This window comes from Bradyrhizobium sp. USDA 4538, assembly GCF_024171045.1.
Classification (GTDB): Bacteria; Pseudomonadota; Alphaproteobacteria; order Rhizobiales; family Xanthobacteraceae; genus Bradyrhizobium; species Bradyrhizobium australafricanum.
Genome location: NZ_JALJZE010000001.1, coordinates 4,718,229 through 4,733,009 on the forward strand (window position 1 = coordinate 4,718,229; position 14,781 = coordinate 4,733,009).

The 14,781-nt window shown below is 65.6% G+C and carries 16 protein-coding genes; 8 read left to right on the forward strand and 8 right to left on the reverse strand.

The features are described 5' to 3' along the window. Window positions 1-14 precede the first annotated feature (14 nt). Window positions 15-1,205, reverse strand: a complete 1,191-nt coding sequence (locus tag J2R78_RS21240; protein WP_253606623.1) for an ABC transporter substrate-binding protein — start codon at window positions 1,203-1,205, stop codon at window positions 15-17. A gap of 29 nt (window positions 1,206-1,234) precedes the next feature. Next, entirely contained in the window at window positions 1,235-2,206 is a 972-nt protein-coding gene (locus J2R78_RS21245) for a nitronate monooxygenase family protein (protein WP_253606625.1), read from the reverse strand. A 179-nt stretch (window positions 2,207-2,385) separates the two neighbouring features. Between J2R78_RS21245 and J2R78_RS21250 the strand changes: the two genes are divergently transcribed. Further along, window positions 2,386-3,273, forward strand: a complete 888-nt coding sequence (locus J2R78_RS21250; RefSeq protein ID WP_092080497.1) for a LysR family transcriptional regulator — start codon at window positions 2,386-2,388, stop codon at window positions 3,271-3,273. 111 nt (window positions 3,274-3,384) lie between these two features. Here the strand turns inward: J2R78_RS21250 and J2R78_RS21255 are convergent, their stop codons facing one another. Further along, on the reverse strand, window positions 3,385-4,947 hold the full coding sequence (locus J2R78_RS21255) for a glycosyl hydrolase family 17 protein (RefSeq protein ID WP_253609877.1): 1,563 nt from the start codon (window positions 4,945-4,947) through the stop codon (window positions 3,385-3,387). A 166-nt stretch (window positions 4,948-5,113) separates the two neighbouring features. Further along, window positions 5,114-5,767, reverse strand: a complete 654-nt coding sequence (locus J2R78_RS21260; RefSeq protein ID WP_253609878.1) for a DNA-3-methyladenine glycosylase — start codon at window positions 5,765-5,767, stop codon at window positions 5,114-5,116. Between the two features lie 133 nt (window positions 5,768-5,900). On the opposite strand from J2R78_RS21260, the gene gluQRS reads away from it, so the two are divergent. Together gluQRS and J2R78_RS21270 are read left to right on the forward strand one after the other, a co-directional pair. After that, on the forward strand, window positions 5,901-6,770 hold the full coding sequence (gene gluQRS / locus J2R78_RS21265) for a tRNA glutamyl-Q(34) synthetase GluQRS (protein WP_253609879.1): 870 nt from the start codon (window positions 5,901-5,903) through the stop codon (window positions 6,768-6,770). Window positions 6,771-6,885: 115 nt separating this feature from the next. Then, window positions 6,886-8,247, forward strand: a complete 1,362-nt coding sequence (locus tag J2R78_RS21270) for an ATP-binding protein (RefSeq protein WP_253606627.1) — start codon at window positions 6,886-6,888, stop codon at window positions 8,245-8,247. Here J2R78_RS21270 and J2R78_RS21275 read toward each other — a convergent pair. Further along, window positions 8,174-9,034: a YihY/virulence factor BrkB family protein gene (locus J2R78_RS21275; protein ID WP_370143883.1), complete on the reverse strand. Its 861-nt coding sequence runs from the start codon at window positions 9,032-9,034 to the stop codon at window positions 8,174-8,176. The two genes, J2R78_RS21270 and J2R78_RS21275, sit on opposite strands and share 74 nt — an antisense overlap. A 166-nt stretch (window positions 9,035-9,200) precedes the next feature. Here J2R78_RS21275 and J2R78_RS21280 point away from each other — a divergent pair, with 166 nt between their 5' ends. The 5 genes from J2R78_RS21280 to J2R78_RS21300 all read left to right on the forward strand — a co-directional run bounded on the left by J2R78_RS21280 (window position 9,201) and on the right by J2R78_RS21300 (window position 12,993). Beyond that, entirely contained in the window at window positions 9,201-9,395 is a 195-nt protein-coding gene (locus J2R78_RS21280; protein ID WP_028340366.1) for a twin transmembrane helix small protein, read from the forward strand. Window positions 9,396-9,474: 79 nt separating this feature from the next. Next, complete coding sequence (locus J2R78_RS21285) at window positions 9,475-10,047, forward strand: cob(I)yrinic acid a,c-diamide adenosyltransferase (protein WP_092080510.1); 573 nt, start codon at window positions 9,475-9,477, stop codon at window positions 10,045-10,047. 117 nt (window positions 10,048-10,164) lie between these two features. Continuing rightward, window positions 10,165-10,914: an electron transfer flavoprotein subunit beta/FixA family protein gene (locus J2R78_RS21290; RefSeq protein ID WP_016845285.1), complete on the forward strand. Its 750-nt coding sequence runs from the start codon at window positions 10,165-10,167 to the stop codon at window positions 10,912-10,914. Then, window positions 10,914-11,864: an electron transfer flavoprotein subunit alpha/FixB family protein gene (locus J2R78_RS21295; protein ID WP_253606629.1), complete on the forward strand. Its 951-nt coding sequence runs from the start codon at window positions 10,914-10,916 to the stop codon at window positions 11,862-11,864. Before J2R78_RS21290 ends, J2R78_RS21295 begins: the two co-directional genes overlap by 1 nt. Window positions 11,865-12,111: 247 nt before the next feature. Continuing rightward, window positions 12,112-12,993, forward strand: coding sequence for a 3-hydroxybutyryl-CoA dehydrogenase (locus tag J2R78_RS21300; RefSeq protein WP_076827506.1), 882 nt, complete (start codon window positions 12,112-12,114; stop codon window positions 12,991-12,993). An 11-nt stretch (window positions 12,994-13,004) separates the two neighbouring features. Here J2R78_RS21300 and J2R78_RS44780 read toward each other — a convergent pair whose 3' ends face one another. From J2R78_RS44780 to J2R78_RS21310, 3 genes are read right to left on the reverse strand one after another with little or no spacing between them, the layout of a single operon-like run. After that, complete coding sequence (locus tag J2R78_RS44780) at window positions 13,005-13,130, reverse strand: hypothetical protein (RefSeq protein WP_256558630.1); 126 nt, start codon at window positions 13,128-13,130, stop codon at window positions 13,005-13,007. Further along, window positions 13,127-14,338, reverse strand: coding sequence for a pyridoxal phosphate-dependent aminotransferase (locus J2R78_RS21305; RefSeq protein WP_253606631.1), 1,212 nt, complete (start codon window positions 14,336-14,338; stop codon window positions 13,127-13,129). Before J2R78_RS21305 ends, J2R78_RS44780 begins: the two co-directional genes overlap by 4 nt. Beyond that, window positions 14,335-14,718 (reverse strand): tautomerase family protein, encoded by a 384-nt coding sequence (locus J2R78_RS21310; protein WP_253606633.1) that lies wholly within the window; start codon window positions 14,716-14,718, stop codon window positions 14,335-14,337. Before J2R78_RS21310 ends, J2R78_RS21305 begins: the two co-directional genes overlap by 4 nt. Between the last annotated feature and the right edge of the window lie 63 nt (window positions 14,719-14,781).

The following is a 14,781-nucleotide window of genomic DNA, read 5'->3' on the forward strand; positions in this document are numbered from 1 at the left end:
TCGCGCCTCGTCTCCTAGCGATCGTCCAGGATCTCGCCGAAGCTGATCCAGCTCTTGCCGTTGAACCGGCGCAGCCGCAACTGCTGGAACGGCAGGTAGTCGTCCGGCCCGGTCGACACCGTCATGCCCGGCAACAATAGCGGCAGCGGAACGTCGCGCAATGACGCCGCCTGGCGCATGATGTTCTCGCGGCTGAAATCGTTCTTGGAGGCCTTCAGCACGGCCACCAGCAGCGTCGCATAGTGATAGCCCGCCGAGTAGTTCGAGTTGCTGAGGTCCGCATTGGGCAGGTACTGCTTCATGAAGGCGAGATAGTCCTTCACGGCGGGATCATCGGCCCATTGCGCATCCATCGTGTCCTTCTGGTTGCTGGACGAGATCAGGCCGACCGCGTTCTCGAGCCCGGCGGGCTCCAGGAACGAGATCGACGACGCGGAGGTCGGTACGAAGAACAGGTCCGGCTTCCAGCCGATCTCGGCCACGCCCTTGATCATCTGCGGCGTGAACTTGCCGAGCACGACACCGAACAGCACATCGGCACCGGACGCCTTCAGGGTCGCGAGCTGCGAGCTGATGGTGGGCGCTGAGGTCTCGTAGCTCGCTTCCGCGACGATCATGCTCGCGGCCTTGCCGCCGAGCGCACGCTTGAAGCCGGCGACATAGTCGCGGCCGAAATCGTCGTTCTGCGCAAGGATCGCGATCTTTGCGTCGGGCTTGGCCTGCAGCACATATTTGGCATAGACCACGCCCTCAGATTCGTAGGACGCCATGCCTGGCATGGTCCACGGATAGGTCTTCGGGTCGGCCCATTTGGTCGCGCCGCTCAGCACGAACAATTGCGGGATCTTCTTGCTGTTGAGATAGCGGTGCACGGCGTTGTTGGTGGCGGTTCCGAGCGAGCCGAACATCATCAGCACCTCCTCCTGCTCCACCAGCTTGCGGGTCTGCTCGACGGTCTTCGGCGGCGAATAGGCGTCGTCCAACGTGATGAATTTCACCTGCCGGCCGTTGATGCCGCCCTCCGCGTTGACCTTCGCGAAAAACGCTTCCTGGGCGCGGCCGATGGTGCCGAAGCCGGAGACCGGTCCGCTATAGGGCAGCGTCTGGCCGATTCGGATCGCTTCGTTGCCGTTGTCGGCGGCGGCCGTGCCGGCGATCGCGCAGACCGCAAGCGCGGCTGCCAGCGCGTGTTGCGCTCGTTTCATGGTTCACTCCCGGACTTTGTGAAACAGCGTCAGGCGCTGGTGCGCAGAAAGTCGCTGCGCGCCGCGGCGAACTCGGACTTGAGCCGCGCCACCAGTTCGGCGACCGGCGGGGCGTCGGTGATCTGGCCGATGCCCTGGCCCGAGCCCCAGATGTCGCGCCAAGCCTTGGCCTTCATGTTGCCGCCGGAGCCGAAGTTCATGCTGGATTTGTCGGCGACCGGCAGGTTGCCCGGATCGAGGCCTGCCGCCGCGATCGACGGTCCGAGATAGTTGCCGTGCACGCCGGTGAACAGGTTCGAATAGATGATGTCGTGCGCGGCGTATTCGGTCAGCGCCTGCTTGTACCTGATATCCGCGTTGGCTTCCGCGGTCGCGATGAAGCGGGTGCCGATATAGGCGAGGTCGGCGCCGAGCGCGAGCGCGGATGCGATGCTCCAGCCGTCGGAGATCGCGCCCGACAGCAGGATCGTGCCCTTGAACCATTGCTTGACCTCGCGCACCAGCGCGAACGGCGACAGCGTGCCGGCATGGCCGCCCGCGCCGGCGCAGACCAGGATCAGGCCGTCGACGCCCTGCTCGGCGGCCTTGCGCGCGTGCTTTACATTGATGACGTCGTGGAACACCACGCCGCCATAGGAGTGCGCGGCCTCGACGATTTCGGACGGCGGGCGCAGCGAGGTGATGATCACGGGCACCTTGTGCTTCACGCAGGTTTCCATGTCGCGCATCAGGCGGTCGTTGGAGGCGTGGCAGATTTGGTTGACGGCGTAGGGCGCGACCTTCGTCTCCGGATGCAGCGCCTGGTACTCGCCGAGCTCGTTCTCGATCTGGGTCAGCCATTCGTCGAGCTTTTCGGCCGGGCGGGCGTTCAGCGCCGGGAACGAGCCGACGATGCCGGCCTTGCACTGCGCGATCACGAGCTCGGGCCCCGAGACGATGAACAGCGGGGAGCCGACGACCGGCAGTTCAAGCTTGTTGGCGAGCGAAGCGGGCAGCGACATTTTCGGATCCTCCATGCGCGTCGCCCGGCCGGCGGTCGGGGCGGATCGCGATTTGTTATGATGACTGGAGCGGCGGCTCTCTTGGCGCGGCAATATAAGGCTGGACGGCTCGGTCGTGGCGTTCAATATTGAACATCGGATCGACCAGAAATGAACGATGTCGCAGAAAGGGGAGCGGCATGGACTGGGAGCTTTGCAAGACATTCGTCGCGGTGGCGGAGACACGCAGCCTCGCCGGGGCGGCAAGGCGGCTGCGCATCAGCCACCCCACCGTCGGTCGCAACGTCGCGGCGCTCGAGCAGCAACTCGGCACCCGCCTGTTCGCGCGTTCCAATGACGGTCTGTCGCTGACATCGCAGGGCCGCAAATTCCGCGAGCATGCCGAAGCGATGGCCGCGGCGGCTTTGCGCGCGGAGGCGGCCGCGTCCGCTACCGGCGGGCAGGCGCGCGGCGTCGTGAAGCTGTCGATCGGCGCGACGCTGGCCGCGCATTGGCTGATGCCGCGCCTCGGCCCGTTCCTGCGCGATCACGCCAACATCCAGCTCGAGATCATCACCCACCCGTTCCCGGCCAGCGTGCGCCGCCGCGAGGCCGACGTGGTGCTAAGGCCGGTCGATGCGGGCGAGGAGAACCTGATCGGGCGCAAGATCGGGCGGCTCGGCACCGGCTTCTACGCTTCCCGCGACTATGCGGCAGGCCGCAAGCTGCCGGAGCGGCGGGACGAGTGGCGGGGCCACCATGTGATCGGCTTTGCCGACCAGGCCTCGAACGCGCATCTGGCGCGCTGGAGCGACGTCATCACCCGACAGGGCACGCTGGTGATGCGCTGTTCATCGCAGGGCGACATGCTCGCGGCGGCGCGGGCCGGGCTCGGGATTTGCGCGCTGTCCTGCCTGGTCGGGGCCGACTACCCCGATCTGGTGCGGGTCGCGCCGCAAAAGCTCTCGAGCCTTTCCGATCTCTGGCTGCTCGCCCATCCCGATCTGGTCGAGCTTCCCGCGGTGCGCGCCGTCATCGGCTTCGTCACCGACTGCGCGCGCGAGGATCGCGTCAGGCTGCGCGGCTAGAGCGTTTTCGAGCGAAGTGGATACCGGTTCGCGTGAAGAAAACGCGTCAAAACAAGAATCTAGAGCGCCGTTCCGATTCCATCGGAACGGGAAACGCTCTAGGTCGCGTTGTCAGGCACGCGCCCGCAACAGCGTCACTGCGAGCAGAAGGAAGGCCGCGCAGGTCCACAGCGACTGCCAGTTCTCCGCCCCTTCGTTGAATCCTGTGTAGATCGCCGTTGCAATGAAAATGCCGGCAAAGATCGACTCCGCCAGTGGTCGGATTCCCTTCGTGGGAGGATTGAGCAGCGTCACGGCAGCAAAGGGCACCGCCGCCATGGTGAGAGGCGCGAAGGGAAAGTCAATGAAGCGCGGGTCGAACACGAGACCGATTGCGGTCGCCGTGCCGATCACGACGGTGATCATCAAGGCCAGTCCGTGCAGGGTCGCCAGCACCGATTCAGTGTGATGGCCCTTCGGACCCAACACTTCGAAAAAGCTGGGCGGTGCGCGGCCCGACATCAGGGCGTTGGCGCTCAACACGGGCGAAGCCGTGGCCGCCACCAGCAGCGAGCCCCAGACAAGCCAGCCTCCCGTTCCGTAGCTTTCATAGACCAATCTCTGCTCGGCGACGCCAAACAGGATGCCAGCCGTGGTCGCCGATAGCGCGACTGCAGGCCACGACGCGAATGCGGGCTTTCTCGGCTTGCGGCGTAAGGTCAGCCATGCCGCGCCGAAGACGAGGATCGCCATGCCCATTCCGCTGACCATTTGCAGCTTCCAGAGCGGAAAATTGCTGACCGGTTGGCCCGGCGGATATTTCGGCATGCGCTGCTCGGAATCGAACAGGCCCCAGGAGCCGCCGACCGTGCCCTCGATCTCCCGCTTCCAGCCTTCATCATAGGCCTCGAACAGGTTGACGCGGAAATGCTGGCGCCGGGCAAGGTCGAGGACCTCCGAAACCACTCGCGCCTGATTGATGCGGGACGGCAGCGCGGACTCGCGCATGCGCCCCTCGCTGGGCCAGCCGATTTCTCCGATAAAGATTTCCTTGCCTGGAAAAGCCGCGGCGATCTGCCGGCGCATCTCGTCGGCGTGAGCGGCGGCATCTTCCGCCCGGATTGGAACATTTTCCCAATAGGGCAGGATGTGAACCGTGACGAAGTCGACGGCGTCAGAAAGCTCGCGATTGCTCAGCCAGAATTCCCAGACGTCGGCGTAGGTGACGGGCACGGAGACCTGCGCCTTGATCGAGCGGATCGTGGCGGCAAGGTCGGAAGCCGACATTTCCTTGCGCAGCAAGACCTCGTTGCCGACCACGAGCGCGATGATGGTTTCCGGATATTCCTGGGCGAGGCGGATCGCGGTGGCGACCTGCGTTGCATTCTTCTTGCGGTCCCGATCGAGGAAGATGCCCTGGATGACCTTCAGCCCCGCCTTGGCCGCGAGTGCGGGAATCTGATCGAGACCGAGATCGGTCGCATAGGTGCGGATGCAGTCGGATATCTTCGCGAGTTGCGCGAGGTCTTCCGCGATCTGTTCCGGCGAGACCTGTGTCGCCGGCGAAAGCGATGTCTGATTGTTACGGAACGGCGCGTACGAGATGCATTGCACCTTGTCGTTCGGATCGATCGGCGCGCGCGGCAGGTTGACCGGGATGCCGAGCCACCACCACGCCGCGGCGATCGCGCCCAGGGATAACGAGAGAAGCGTCAGCGGGATACGGAGAGAAATCAGGTCCGTCTCCTTGCAATAAGGACGTGCTGCGCGTGCAAAATGGGCGAGGCCGGCAAATTGAAAAACTATATGTCTGCTGATTCTATATCACGCGATCACGCAGTTGGTGTGTTTTTCTCCACGACTACTTTGCACCGGCGATCACGCCCTCGCGATTTCTGAGCACGCGATAATATGCCCACCACAGATGCGCTGCGGCGCCGCGCAGCGGACGCCACGGCTCCGCAAGCGGCGCCATCTGCTTCGGCGTCGGCCGCTCCTTCAAGCCGAGCCCGACCTTGACCGCTTCCTGTACGGCGAGGTCGCCCGCGGGCCAGGCATCGCCATGGCCGAGGCAGAACAGCAGATAGACATCAGCGGTCCACGGGCCGATTCCGGGTAGCGCGGTCAGCGTGTTGTGCGCCGCATCGGCCTCCTCATTGGCAAGGACGTCGAGGTTCAGCCGCTCCTCGGCGAGCTCGCGCGCGATGTGCTTCAGCGTCTTGATCTTGGCCGCCGACAGCCCGAGCCGGCCGAGCCGGTCGGCCCGCGCGTTGCGGATCGCGTCATGGTGGAACGGGTCGAACGCCGTGCTGACGCGCCCCCAGATCGCCGCCGCACTCGCGGTCGAGAGCTGCTGGCCGCAGATGATCGCGGCAAGCCCGGCAAATCCGGGCTCGCGCTGCCGGATCGCCGGCATGCCGGTCAGCTCCAGGATCGGGCGCAGGCGGCGGTCCTGGTCGACCAGTTTGTGGATCGCGTCGTCGAGGTCGGCCTGGGTTTCGAGGTGAATCAGCATTTGCGGGGTCTGCATCGGCTTGTCAGGCGCGGGCTTGACCCGCGCATCGATCTCCTATCGTAACAGAGTCTTGTCCGGGCGCATGAACCAGAGTCGCCGGGGCAAGTCCGGCAATGACGCGTGACCGATGACCATGCCACCCGTTTTCCGCTTCGCGCCGAGTCCGAACGGCTACCTGCATCTCGGCCACGCCTATTCGGCGCTCCTCAACCACGACCTCGCGCGGCAGTCGGGCGGACGCTTGCTGCTGCGGATCGAGGACATCGACGCGACGCGCTGCCGGCCGGAATTCGAGCAGGCGATCTACGAGGATCTGGCCTGGCTCGGCATCGCCTGGAAGACCCCGGTGCGGCGGCAGTCCGAGCATTTTGCCGCCTATCGCGCGGCGATCGACCGCCTGTCGGCCGATGGGCTGGTCTATCCGAGCTTCGAAAGCCGGGCCGAGATCGCCCGGCTGGTCGCGGAGCGCGAGGCCGGGGGCGCATGGCCGCGCGATCCGGACGGCGCGCCGCTCTATCCAGGGCCAGCCAAATCGCTGTCGGCCGAGGCGCGCGACTGGCTGATCGGGCAGGGCGCGCCGTTCGCGTTGCGGCTCGATATGGGCGCAGCCCGCGCGCGCGCCGGCGAGCTGCGCTGGCGGGAAGCGGGCGAGGGGCCGGCTGGCGAGAGCGGAGACGTCGTGGCCCGGCCTGAGGCCTGGGGCGACGTGATCCTGGCGCGCAAGGAGACCCCAACCAGCTACCATCTCTCGGTCGTGATCGATGACGCCCTGCAGGGCGTTACCGATGTCGTCAGGGGCGTTGACCTGTTCTGGTCGACCAGCGTGCATCGGCTGTTGCAGGAACTGCTCGGCCTGCCCGCGCCAAACTACCGGCACCACCGGCTGATCCGAGACGCGGCCGGCCAAAAGCTGTCGAAATCGACCCAGGCGACCGGACTGCGCGAATTGCGGGCGGCTGGGGCGAGCCCGGCCGGTATCCGCCGCCTGGTCGGTTTGCAGTAGATTTTGGCCATTTGATCGCATCATGGCGTTTTGCGCAGGCGCGCCGTAAACGTCGCCGTGACTCCGGCCCGCCTGGCATGCCATGTTGTTGACCGGGGCGGGGATCACGGAGACCATGGCGTCAAAATCGCGCGCACGGCGCAGCAAGCGGCCATCCAAAAGGACGCCGCCGAAGGCGCGCGCCGCCAAACCGCGTGCTGCCAAGACACGAACTGCCAAAACACGAACTGCCAAGACAGGTGCCGCCAAGACGCGAACGGCCAAGGCCCGCGCCGCCAAGGTGGCCGCCAGGCCGCGCCGCAAGCGGGCCGTGCCGAAGCCGGCCCCGAAGGCCGGTCCCGGCATGGTCGATACTGCACTTGCCGCCTTTGCCCATGAGGTGCGGACGCCGCTCACCGGAATCCTTGCGATCAGCAATCTGCTCGCGACATCCGATCTCGGCGAGCGCGAGCGGCGCTGGGTCGATACCATCAAGGCCGGCGCCGAGCATCTGGCGAGCCTTGCGACCCTGTTCGTCGACGCCGCCCGGAGCGAGGGGCCGGGGCTCGAGATCCGGCAGGATTTCTTCGACCTGCGCACGCTGGCGCGTCACGCAGCGGATTCGCTCGCCGGCCGCGCGGCGGCCAAGGGGCTGCAGGCTTCCGTCGAGGTCTCCGACCAGTTGCCTGCCTTCGCGGTCGGCGATCCCGTCCGCCTGCGCGCGGCGCTGGAAAATCTGATCGACAACGCGGTGAAGTTCACCGAGCAGGGCAGCATTGAGCTGCGTATCGTGCCGGTGGGCGCGGTGAAGGGAAGGTCCGGCGACAAGATCGGCGTCGCGTTCGCGATCTCCGACAGCGGGATCGGCCTGACGCTATCGGAGGTCAAGCGCCTGTTCCGGCCGTTCTCGCAGGCCAACGTCTCGATCGCCGCGCGGTTCGGCGGCGCCGGGCTCGGCCTGTCGTCCGTCAGGCAGCTCGCGCGCGCCATGGGCGGCGACATCGTCGCGGACCGGCGCGCCGGCGGGGGCACCACCTTCACGCTCAAGGTGGAACTGGCGCCCGCCGAAGGGCCGGCCGGCACCGCCTCCGGCGAGAGCGCGGCGGCGCTGCTGTCGCAAGGGCTGCGGCTGCTCAGTGTCGAGGACAATCCGTTCGGTCGCGTCGTGCTCAACACGATCCTGACCGAACTCGGTCACCACGCCGAATTCGTCGGTCAGGGCGAGGCCGCGCCCGACCGGCTCGTGCAGGGCGCCTTCGACGCCGTGCTGATGGACATGGTGCTGCCCGGCATCGGCGGCATCGAGGCGATCAAGCGCATCCGCGCGCTGCCGCCGCCGCACGGCCGCATCGTGATTGTCGGGATTTCCGGCCGGGCCGAGGACGAGGCCGCAGCGCGCGCTGCCGGCGCCGACGGCTTCCTGGTCAAGCCTGTGTCCCCGCGGGCGCTCGCGACTGCGCTGCATGAAGCGACACGCCGTGCGGCAACCGCGACTTGATGATCGCCGCGTTCAACTCGCCGCCGAACACGAAGATCGCGGCGATGAAATACAGGAACACCAGTGCGATCACCACCGAGGCCAGCCCCGCATACATCGTGACGTAGTTGTTGGCGAAGCGTGCGAGGTACATGCCGAAGCCGATGCCCGAGAGCAGCGAGGCCACCATGGTGAAGATGATGCCGGGCAGGATTTGCGTGAAGCTGCGACGGCCCGCCGGCAGCCAGGCGTGCAGGATGAAAAGCGCGACGACCAGCGCCAGGATCGTGACGCCGTAACGGGCGGTGTTGAGCAGGCTCTCGTTCGATTCGACGAAGAACGGGATATAGCGCCGCGCCGCCTCGATGATCAGCGGTCCGAGCACGATCAGGAAAGCCATCGCGAGCGAGGTGAACGCCGCGACCAGCGTGTAGCCGATCGACTCCAGCCGCAGCCAGTACCAGCGCCGCGGCTCGATCACGGCGTAGGCGCGGTTCAGCGCCACCCGCAGCGCCTCGACGCCGTTGGAGGCGAAGTAGACCGCGAGCACCGCGCCGATGGTCAGGATGTCGCCGCGGGTGTTGGTCAGCACGTCGTGGATCTGGCCGGACAGCGCCTCGGCGACCTGTTGCGGCCAGACCTGCAGCATCAGCCCGACCGCCTGGTCGGCGAGTTGCTTGGAGCCGAAGAAGCCGGCCACCGAGGTCAGCACGATCAGGAACGGAAACAGCGCCATCAGCGTCGACAGCGCGATGTGGCTCGCGATCGCCCAGCCGTCGTCGGCGAGGAACGTGTAAAAGGCATCCATCACGACGTGGGTGACGTAACGAAGCTGCTTCACATTCCACCCGGCATTGTCGAAAACCGCTCGGCCCGAGAACGGACCCAGCATCTGATATTACGCGCTGAAAAGCCAGTTGGTTGCATGGCCGGGCTGTGTGGAAGTCCGCGTCCTGCGGTGTTATGTACCGCAAATGACATCTCTCCTCAGCACGATCATTCTTCCCATCGCCGTCGGCGCCGTCGCGCTGGTCCTCCTGCTCGGCCTCATCAACATGATGAAGGGCGGCTCGCCGAACACGTCGCAAAAGCTGATGCGGCTGCGCGTGCTGCTGCAGTTCGTCGCCATTGTCATCGCGATGCTCGCGGTCTGGGCGATGGGGCGCTAGGTGAGGTAGATTTGTCGGGCTATTCTCCACCTCTCCCGATCGGAGTGGTGGACTCGAACATCGAACACCGGAGCCTGCCATGGTCGTTCTCAATCGGATCTACACGCGCACCGGCGATGACGGCACCACCGCGCTCGGCTCCGGCGAGCGGCGGCCGAAATACGATCTGCGCATTGCCGCCTATGGCACGGTCGACGAGACCAATGCCGCGATCGGCGTGGTGCGGCTGCATCTTGCCGGCAGCCCCGCGGTCGATGCGATGCTGGGCCGGATCCAGAACGATCTGTTCGATCTCGGCGCCGACCTCGCGGTGCCCGAGCGCGAGGGCAAGGCCGAACGTCTGCGGATGCTGGCAAGCCAGGTCGAGCGGCTCGAGCGCGATATCGACAGCCTGAACGACCAGCTCGCGCCGCTAACCTCGTTCGTGCTGCCCGGTGGCACGCCCGCCTCTGCCTATCTGCATCTCGCCCGGACGATATGTCGCCGCGCGGAACGGATGATGGTGGAACTCGCCGCCCAACCCGATGAGCCGGTCAATCAGGCTGGCATCCAGTATATGAACCGCCTGTCGGATTTCCTGTTCGTTGCCAGCCGCTTCCAGAACAATAAGGGAGCGGGAGACGTGTTGTGGGTGCCGGGCCAGAACCGCTAAACTGGTTCAAAACCGGGGGACGGTTTTTTGGCTTTGGCGCGTTGACCGGGAGAAACGGGACCTTTAGGTTCCGCGCCAGCCAACCGAAACCCATAAAATCAAAGCGAAAGAGGATCGATGAAGGTTCTTGTGCCGGTAAAGCGGGTCGTCGACTACAACGTCAAGGTCCGCGTCAAGAGTGACGGGACGGGCGTGGAGCTCGCCAACGTCAAGATGTCGATGAACCCGTTCGACGAAATCGCCGTCGAGGAAGCGCTGCGGCTGAAGGAAGCCGGCAAGGCGACCGAAGTGGTGGTGGTGTCGATCGGACCCGCGCAGGCCTCCGAGACCATTCGCACCGGACTTGCGATGGGCGCCGACCGCGGCATCCTGGTCAAGGCCGAAGGCAATGTTGAACCGCTCGCTGTTGCCAAGATCCTGAAGGCGGTGGTTGAAGCGGAGCAGCCCGGCCTCGTCATTCTCGGCAAGCAGGCGATCGACGACGACTCGAACCAGACCGGCCAGATGCTGGCCGCGCTGCTCGGCTGGTCGCAGGCGACCTTCGCCTCCAAGCTCGAGGTCGAAGGATCCGACTTCAAGGTCACCCGCGAAGTCGACGGCGGCCTGCAGACCATCAAGCTCAAGGGCCCGGCGATCGTCACCACCGACCTGCGCCTGAACGAGCCGCGCTATGCGTCGCTGCCCAACATCATGAAGGCGAAGAAGAAGCCGATCGACGACAAGAGCGTCGCTGACTACGGCGTCGATGTGACGCCGCGTCTGGAAGTGCTGAAGACCGCGGAACCGGCAGGCCGCAAGGCGGGCGTCAAGGTCAAGGACGTCGCCGAACTCGTGAACAAGCTCAAGACCGAAGCCGGGGTTCTCTGATGACGACGCTGTTGATTGCTGAACACGACCACGAGACGCTGAAGGACGCGACCAACAAGGCGCTGACCGCGGCGACCCAGCTCGGCGGCGATGTCCATGTGCTGGTTGCCGGTGGTGGCCAGGGCACCAAGGCGGCGGCGGAAGCAGCCGCCAAGCTTGCCGGCGTCACCAAGGTGCTGGTGGCCGAAGGCCCCGCCTATGAGCACGACCTTGCCGAGCCGCTGGCTGCGCTGATCGTCGCGCTGGCTCCCGGCTATGACGCGTTCGTCGCGCCCGCGACCTCGCGCTTCAAGAACGTGATGCCGCGCGTCGCAGCGCTGCTCGACGTCATGCAGGTCTCCGAGATCATCAAGGTCGTCGCCCCCGACACCTTCGAGCGGCCGATCTATGCCGGCAACGCGATCCAGACCGTGAAGTCGAAGGACGCCAAGAAGGTGATCACGGTGCGCACCTCGACCTTCGCCGCCGCCGGCGAAGGCGGCAGCGCTGCGATCGAGAACGCCGCATCGGCCGCCGATCCGGGCCTGTCGACGTTCGTCGGCGAGGAAGTCGCCAAGAGCGACCGCCCCGAGCTGACCTCGGCCAAGATCATCGTCTCGGGCGGCCGTGCCATGCAGAGCCGCGAGAACTTCGCCAAGTATATCGAGCCGCTCGCTGACAAGTTAGGGGCCGGCGTCGGCGCCTCGCGCGCCGCGGTCGATGCCGGCTATGCGCCGAACGACTGGCAGGTTGGCCAGACCGGCAAGGTGGTGGCCCCGGAACTTTATGTCGCGGTCGGCATCTCCGGCGCGATCCAGCATCTGGCCGGCATGAAGGACTCCAAGGTGATCGTCGCCATCAACAAGGATGAGGACGCGCCGATCTTCCAGGTCGCCGATTACGGCCTGGTCGCCGACCTCTACCAGGCGGTTCCGGAGCTCACCGAAGCGCTCGGCAAGCTCGGAAAGTAAGCGACAAGACACCGGCCGGATGGGTAAGCTCAGGCCGGTGTTATTATTTTCGAGGCAATGATCCGGAAACGTTTTTCCGAAAGGATCATGCTCGACAGGGGAAATGGGACCCGGATGTGATGACCTGTCATCACATCCGGGTCCCGGGAAACGTTTTCCGGCGGATTGGGCAACCCGGAAGGCTTTACTTCGGGTATCGTTGGAATTGGGCAGGCGCGATGTGCGCGCCGTTCCGGTGGATGACAAGATGACGGTGGCAATCAAAAAGGTCGGCGTGATCGGTTCGGGTCAGATGGGCAATGGCATTGCCCATGTGGCGGCGCTGGCCGGCTTCGACGTGGTGCTCAATGACGTGTCCGGCGACCGGCTGAAGTCGGCGCTGGCGACCATCAACGGCAATCTGACCCGGCAGGTCGCGAAGAAGGCGATCAGCGAGAGCGACCGCAAGCAGGCGCTCGACCGCATCGCCTCCGCCGAGTCGCTCGACGCGCTCGCCGATTGCGATCTCGTGATCGAGACCGCGATCGAGAAGGAAGAGACCAAGCGCAAGATCTTCCACGAGGTCTGTGCGGTACTGAAGCCGGAGGCGATCGTCGCGACCAACTCGTCGTCGATCTCGATCACAAGGCTCGCCGCCTCGACCGACCGCCCGGAGAAGTTCATCGGCATTCATTTCATGAATCCGGTGCCGGCGATGGAACTGGTCGAGTTGATCCGCGGCATCGCCACCGACGACATGACCTTCGACACCGCCAAGGCGTTCGTCGCCAAGCTCGGCAAACAGGTCGCGGTGTCGGAAGATTTCCCCGCCTTCATCGTCAACCGCATCCTGTTGCCGATGATCAACGAGGCGATCTACACGCTGTATGAAGGCGTCGGTAACGTCGAGGCGATCGATGCCGCGATGAAGCTCGGCGCGCACCATCCGATGGGCCCGCTCGAGCTCGCCGATTTCATCGGCCTCGACACCTGCCTGTCGATCATGCAGGTGCTGCACGAGGGGCTGGCCGACTCCAAGTACCGGCCGTGTCCGCTGCTGGTGAAGTATGTCGAGGCCGGCTGGCTCGGACGCAAGAGCCAGCGCGGCTTCTACGACTATCGCGGCGACAAGCCGATCCCGACGCGGTAATCATCGCGTCTTCAGATCAGTGCCCGCAGCAGCGCAAGCGTCGCCGGCACGAGACCGACGATCATCGTCACACCCGCGCCAAGTCCGAGCAGATGCGCGGTCAGCGCAAGGCGCTGGCTCTGCGCGTGAGACGTCATTGCAGCGCCGCGCAGGCGCGCTTCAGCCGCCTTGCGGCCTCCTCGATGATGGCTGACGGGTTAGCGAAGCTGAGGCGGATATAGGGCGACAGCCCGAGATCCTCGCCGGGAAACACCACCACATCGGCCGCCTCGAGCAGATAGGCCGAGAAATCGCGGTCGGTCCGGATCACTCTGCCGTCGGGCGCGCGCTTTCCGATCACGCCGGCGCAACTGACCAGCAGATAGAACGTGCCCTCAGGCGGCGTGCAGGAGAGCCCGGCGCATTCGTTCACGAGTTCGGCAAAGCGGTCACGCTTGGCGCGAAGGATGGCGGCACGCTCGAGCAGCACATCCTGCGCGCCGTCGAGCGCGGCAACCGCCGCGGCCTGGCTGATCGACGATGCGCCGGACGTGGTCTGCGACTGGATCGTGATCATCTCGCGGATCAGCGCCGCGGGTCCGGCGGCATAACCGATGCGCCAACCCATCATTGCATAGGTCTTGGCGAGGCCGCTGACGGTCAGCGTCCGCGGCTTCAGGCGCGGCTCGATTTCCGCAAGCGTCGGCGCCGGAGATCCGTTGAACACGATGTGCTCGTAGAGCCCGTCGGCCAGCACCCAGATGTCCGGATGCCGCAGCAGGACCGCGGCGATCTCGGACAGATCATCACGCGAATACAGCGCGCCGGATGGGTTGACCGGATTGTTGACGATGATCCAGCGGGTTCGCGCCGAGATCGCCGCCTGCAAATCCTCCGCGCGCAGCTTGAAGCCGTTGTTCTGCGCACACGGCACCACCACCGGCGCCGCGCCGGCCAGCCGCACCTGATCGAGATAGGGCGCCCAATACGGCGCGGGGATGATCACCTCGTCGTCGGGCGCCAGGGTCGCCAGCAGCGCGTTGAACAGCGCCTGCGTCGAGCCGTTGGTGATGACGATCTCGTCCAGACCATAGTCGAGATGATGGTCGCGCAGCAGCGCGGCCCGCACCGCCCGCTTCAGTTCCGGCGTGCCGTCGACATCGGTGTAACGGGTCTCGCCGCGCAATGCCGCTGCATGCGCCGCCGCGATCACATGGTCCGGTGTCGGGAAGTCCAGATTGCCCGACGACAGCTCGATGATGTCGCGCCCGGCAGCTCGCAGTTCGCGGGCGCGGCGGCGCAGCACCGATGCGGGCGATGCCGTGATGCCGCTCATGCGCGGCGAGAGGGTCGGTGCAGCGGTCATCGGACGTACTGCGCCTCGCCGTTGCCGAACGACCAGTTCTCGGGGAGCACCTCGACCAGGTTGATGAAGATGTCCTCGGCGCGCAGGCCGGGGCTTTCGGTCAGCCGTTCGGCGATCCGTCGATAGAGCTTCTGCTTCTGCGCCACCGGGCGGGTGTTGCTGACCGTGATCTGAATGATGATCAGGTCAGCGCTGCGCCTGATGCCGAGATAGCCGGCGCCATAGATGAAATCGCCGTCGTCGTGCTCGGAGATCGTCATGAAACGATCGCCTTCCGGCACGTCGAAGGTCTCGCGCATGGCGCGATAAAGGCTTTCGAGAACGGCCTTGCGGTAGGCGGCGGGCTTGCCCCGTCGCAATGAAACGCGGGTCAGCGGCATGATGGTGGCTCTCCTGGTGGCGTCACGGGCCGCCGATCCTAGGGGCTCCTTGTTCATTGAAAA

Bases quoted from the DNA above. Each gene is read 5' to 3' on its own strand.
- J2R78_RS21240 (WP_253606623.1), bottom strand. From the start codon at position 1,205: ATGAAACGAGCGCAACACGCGCTGGCAGCCGCGCTTGCGGTCTGCGCG.
- J2R78_RS21245 (WP_253606625.1), bottom strand. From the start codon at position 2,206: ATGTCGCTGCCCGCTTCGCTCGCCAACAAGCTTGAACTGCCGGTCGTC.
- J2R78_RS21250 (WP_092080497.1), top strand. From the start codon at position 2,386: ATGGACTGGGAGCTTTGCAAGACATTCGTCGCGGTGGCGGAGACACGC.
- J2R78_RS21260 (WP_253609878.1), bottom strand. From the start codon at position 5,767: ATGCTGATTCACCTCGAAACCCAGGCCGACCTCGACGACGCGATCCAC.
- gluQRS (WP_253609879.1), top strand. From the start codon at position 5,901: ATGCCACCCGTTTTCCGCTTCGCGCCGAGTCCGAACGGCTACCTGCAT.
- J2R78_RS21270 (WP_253606627.1), top strand. From the start codon at position 6,886: ATGGCGTCAAAATCGCGCGCACGGCGCAGCAAGCGGCCATCCAAAAGG.
- J2R78_RS21275 (WP_370143883.1), bottom strand. From the start codon at position 9,034: ATGGATGCCTTTTACACGTTCCTCGCCGACGACGGCTGGGCGATCGCG.
- J2R78_RS21280 (WP_028340366.1), top strand. From the start codon at position 9,201: ATGACATCTCTCCTCAGCACGATCATTCTTCCCATCGCCGTCGGCGCC.
- J2R78_RS21285 (WP_092080510.1), top strand. From the start codon at position 9,475: ATGGTCGTTCTCAATCGGATCTACACGCGCACCGGCGATGACGGCACC.
- J2R78_RS21290 (WP_016845285.1), top strand. From the start codon at position 10,165: ATGAAGGTTCTTGTGCCGGTAAAGCGGGTCGTCGACTACAACGTCAAG.
- J2R78_RS21295 (WP_253606629.1), top strand. From the start codon at position 10,914: ATGACGACGCTGTTGATTGCTGAACACGACCACGAGACGCTGAAGGAC.
- J2R78_RS21300 (WP_076827506.1), top strand. From the start codon at position 12,112: ATGACGGTGGCAATCAAAAAGGTCGGCGTGATCGGTTCGGGTCAGATG.
- J2R78_RS44780 (WP_256558630.1), bottom strand. From the start codon at position 13,130: ATGACGTCTCACGCGCAGAGCCAGCGCCTTGCGCTGACCGCGCATCTG.
- J2R78_RS21305 (WP_253606631.1), bottom strand. From the start codon at position 14,338: ATGACCGCTGCACCGACCCTCTCGCCGCGCATGAGCGGCATCACGGCA.
- J2R78_RS21310 (WP_253606633.1), bottom strand. From the start codon at position 14,718: ATGCCGCTGACCCGCGTTTCATTGCGACGGGGCAAGCCCGCCGCCTAC.